Here is a 3,901-nt window from a genome sequence, read left to right on the forward strand (position 1 = left end):
TATCGAGAAACTTGAGGAATGGGAAAAGAAAAACTTGAAAATATTTTGGTTGCCCACTTATTCACCTCATTTAAATTTAATTGAAATATTATGGAGATTTTTAAAATATGAATGGATTGAATTTAGCGCCTATAAAGACCGAAAGAGCCTCCTCGCTTACGTTAAAAAAGTGCTGGACAATTTTGGAGGCGAGTATGTAATTAATTTTGCCTAGGTACTTAGTAGTTGGTCTTCCGTACTCAATTTGCTAGGTCTACCTGTCTTTTTTTGCCAAACTTTTTCTGCCTTTAGGACTGTTACCATATCCTTAAATGTATCTGGATACACGCCACACAAGCGTTTGAACTCTGTTGGCTTTAAAGTTTTTACTTGTTCGTAAGTCATCTTTCAATCTTAACTCTTGGACTATTTTATCCTATTTTGTCTAGACTTATGCAAGAGATCTATTTGACGGGATGGTCTTGGATTTTAGAAGCTCTATGTCTGTCAGGAATTTAGAAAAATGGTATTAAACGAGGAAGAACAGCGATCGGCGGGAGTAACGCCCGAATTAATCCGCGTTTCCGTGGGTTTGGAACATATTGACGATATTATCGAGGATTTCCAGCAAACTTTCCAGAGTTTATAACCCACCACCCCGCCCATGGATCGCCTAGACTTGATCTCCCCGGAAATCCGTTTCTATTCCCCACCGCGTCCTTTTGTTCTCGAATCGGGGGCGGTTCTCGAAAGGGTGCGGATCGCCTATCGAACCTGGGGAATTTTGAATAACAAGCGGGATAACGGGGTTATTGTCTGTCACGCCTTCACGGGATCGGCCGACGTGGAAGCTTGGTGGGAACCTTTGTTAGGAACCGGACGCGTTCTCGATCCCACCCGCGATTTTATTGTCTGTAGCAATATTCTCGGCAGTTGCTACGGGACGACCGGCCCCACTTCGATCGATCCCCGTACCGGTAAACCCTACGGCCCGACTTTCCCAGAGATCACCATTCGGGATCTGGTTCACCTGCAAGGGGTGTTGATGGATGCGTTGGGGATCGAGTCTTTGCGATTGGTGATCGGGGGAGCCTTGGGAGGGATGCAGGTTTTGGAATGGGCACTACTGTACCCAGAGAGGACGCGATCGATCGCTGTGATTGCCGCTTCGGGACGACATTCGGCCTGGTGTATCGCGCTAGGAGAGGCCCAAAGGGGGGCGATCTACGCCGATCCCCATTGGCAAGGGGGAAATTATGCGATCAATCGCCCTCCGTCCCGGGGTTTATCGGCAGCCTGGATGATGGCGATGACTACCTACCGATCGCACGCCAGTTTTGAGTTTCGGCCGCGAGTACGGGGAGGGGGGAGAGTTCACGATCGCCCGCTATCTAGAATATCAGGGGAAAAAGTTAGTCGAACGTTTTGATGCTAATGCTTATATCACCTTAAGTAGGGCGATGGATCGTCATCATGTCACCCGGACGGGAAAAAGTTACGAATCGGTTTTACAGTCGATTGATCAACCGACTGCGATCGTGGCGATCGATTCGGATCTTCTTTATCCTCCCGTGGAACAAGAGGAGTTGGCGAAATATATCCCCAATTCTGAATTATTCTGGTTGCGATCGCCGCACGGTCACGATGCGTTTTTAATGGATGGCGATATGGACGCATTGAATGATCTTCTCGTCACTTTCGGGAATAGGTGGGAAATGGGAAATGGTCGCGGGTTGGGGATGGTGGGGTAGAGAGCGATCGGCATTGCTGCGCTGGAGGCGATCGGGATGTTTGAGAGGAAATCTTGTTAAAATTAGAGAAAGGAAGTTTGCTTTAATCGTTCGTATTAACTCCCCGAACTCGTTCAATGGAATTTAAAAGTATCAAAGAGCTTCGTGAATATCTCCTTCGTTATAACTCTAACTCGTTTGTAGAAGTTGGTACAAGTGTATGTTGGCAAGAATGGCAAAATGGGGGACCTCGAATATCGCGTCTAGGACAGGTAAAAAAAAATTCCAGACGAAATTATGCTTTACGCTTGATCTTGCTTGCGAGTGCAGGAAATCCTTACGGTAATCAAGCGATTACTTTTCAAGAATTTGAAAGTCTCATTGATGTCTTGTCCAATTTTGCTAATCATACCATTTCAGATAAAACCCTCCTAGATACGGAAGCAGAATATATCTTTAATGATTTACATACTTGGGAGCGAGAGAATTACAAAACTGTTCGTAACTGGAAATTGCTTCTAAGTGATATTTTCACCAAAGAACTAATACGCAAAAATGGAGGCCATCTTTTCTTACAGCGTCAGGCACTTTTTCAAAATTCTGGATTTTGGACCCCCCTTGCTCTTGTACAACTTGCTCGTGTACAACGAACTATGAAGGTTTTTGAAATTCTAAATTCTATAGACTTAAATACTATAAATTTTTTTGAATCCTCCACTAAATTAAATCATGAATTTTATTTTGTTCAGTTTATGTCTAGCATCGGATGTTTTTTGAAAACGAGATTTCGAGGTGTACTAGATTTTAAAAAAAGTATAGATTTTGATGACGAACTGAAATCTAAAGGTTATACCGAAGAAAATCTAAGGATTTTTGTTCGTTTAAATAGTCGAGTTTTTAGTTCGAGTGATCGTGACTCATTCCGTAATATAGTTACAGAAAGGTTAAATAATACAAGTGAAGTCTATCATCCTTTCTTTTATAATTCTTTTCTCGATTATCCTTTTATTGATCTGGGTCAAGATAAATATTGTTTGCCAGACGCGTGTTCATTAATGGAATCTTCTTGGAATATAACATGCAAGCATCTTCCATCTAATAAGATTTTGGATCAAGCTTTTGAACAATATCTTGCTAACGTTTTATTACCTATAATCGCACCTAACTGTTTTGAAAAGATTAGAGAGGTTGAAAATCCACAAAGCTCTCACGACAAAAGGGCTGATTTTCTAATTACTTTACCTAATGTTTATATTATTATTGAATGCAAAAATTCTTTAATGTCTTCCGATACAAGCGTATATTTTGATCCCAAAGGATTGGCGAGTTTGTGGGGAAGAATTCATGGTGCTACAGAACAAATATCATCAACTATTGAAGCTCTTAAACTAAAAGATAAACCTGTGATCCCACTAATTCTTACATTTTATGATGCACTACTAGCATCTAATGTCTTTGAATCGATAGTTAAATCTACAGATTATTGCGATCATTTGAATCTTTCTATGCCTCCTATTGTTCGATCTTTACATGAGTTCGAGGATCGGATATATGATAGAAGCCTAGAAAATTGGGCGGAATCAATGTTACCTAAACAAAGTAATTCTTCAATTAACCCTGATAATCAAGGACATAATTATAGACATTTAAAGGACTTTTATTAATAGGCTTTTATGCTTTGAATTTATATTTTCTGTTGTTTATTGCGACGATTTTTGGTCACGAGATCGGGAAAATGACTTAAATCCTCGATCGAACGCGGTGCGGGATAAATTTATCCCGGTTCGGCCGTCACCCGATCGAGATAAATTTGAAAGGCCCTCTCGTCCTCTCTATGTTCGAGAATATAACTCCGTAGTTCCTCGCGACTCATCGATTCAAACTCGCGTTTTATCATACATACCTCCGATCGCCCGTTTAAATCTGATAATCAATGACGAAAACCACCTTACCACCCCGTGCGTTGGCACTTAAGGCCGCGGTCATCTTCTTGGGATAGGGTTGTTTTTTAATTCTCAGACCAAATTCTTTTATAACTTTTCAAGAGAATTTAGTATTACTTGGTGGCTCTTCGGGAATTGTTATGCAAATAATTAACTTAAAATAAAATTCAATGAGAGTACCTAAGCTCAAAAGTAGCTGAAATTCATACAGGAAAGGACTTAAGGCACAAATAAGTTAATATCAAAAGA

The 3,901-nt window shown here is 40.9% G+C and carries 6 protein-coding genes; 5 read left to right on the top strand and 1 reads right to left on the bottom strand.

Going from position 1 to position 3,901, the window contains the following annotated elements:
* From IQ224_RS22390 to IQ224_RS22405, 5 genes are all read left to right on the top strand, one after another.
* On the top strand, positions 1-214 hold a 214-nt coding region (locus tag IQ224_RS22390), incomplete at its 5' end, for a transposase (protein WP_194032863.1).
* Positions 215-502: 288 nt separating this feature from the next.
* Positions 503-628, top strand: a complete 126-nt coding sequence (locus tag IQ224_RS22395) for a PLP-dependent transferase (RefSeq protein ID WP_002741603.1) — start codon at positions 503-505, stop codon at positions 626-628.
* A 15-nt stretch (positions 629-643) separates the two neighbouring features.
* Positions 644-1,408 carry a homoserine O-acetyltransferase gene (gene metX / locus IQ224_RS22400; RefSeq protein WP_002741602.1) on the top strand — a complete coding sequence of 255 codons (765 nt, stop codon included), beginning with the start codon at positions 644-646 and terminating at the stop codon, positions 1,406-1,408.
* Between the two features lie 31 nt (positions 1,409-1,439).
* Positions 1,440-1,730, top strand: coding sequence for a hypothetical protein (locus IQ224_RS24710; RefSeq protein ID WP_002741600.1), 291 nt, complete (start codon positions 1,440-1,442; stop codon positions 1,728-1,730).
* A gap of 116 nt (positions 1,731-1,846) precedes the next feature.
* Positions 1,847-3,373, top strand: coding sequence for a hypothetical protein (locus IQ224_RS22405; RefSeq protein WP_194033510.1), 1,527 nt, complete (start codon positions 1,847-1,849; stop codon positions 3,371-3,373).
* Positions 3,374-3,483: 110 nt separating this feature from the next.
* Here IQ224_RS22405 and IQ224_RS24715 read toward each other — a convergent pair whose 3' ends face one another.
* The gene (locus tag IQ224_RS24715) at positions 3,484-3,606 is read right to left on the bottom strand and encodes a hypothetical protein (RefSeq protein ID WP_002741596.1); all 123 of its coding nucleotides are present in this window, start codon (positions 3,604-3,606) and stop codon (positions 3,484-3,486) included.
* Positions 3,607-3,901: the final 295 nt, after the last annotated feature.

Source organism: Microcystis sp. LEGE 00066 (assembly GCF_015207925.1).
Lineage (GTDB): Bacteria > Cyanobacteriota > Cyanobacteriia > Cyanobacteriales > Microcystaceae > Microcystis > Microcystis ichthyoblabe_A.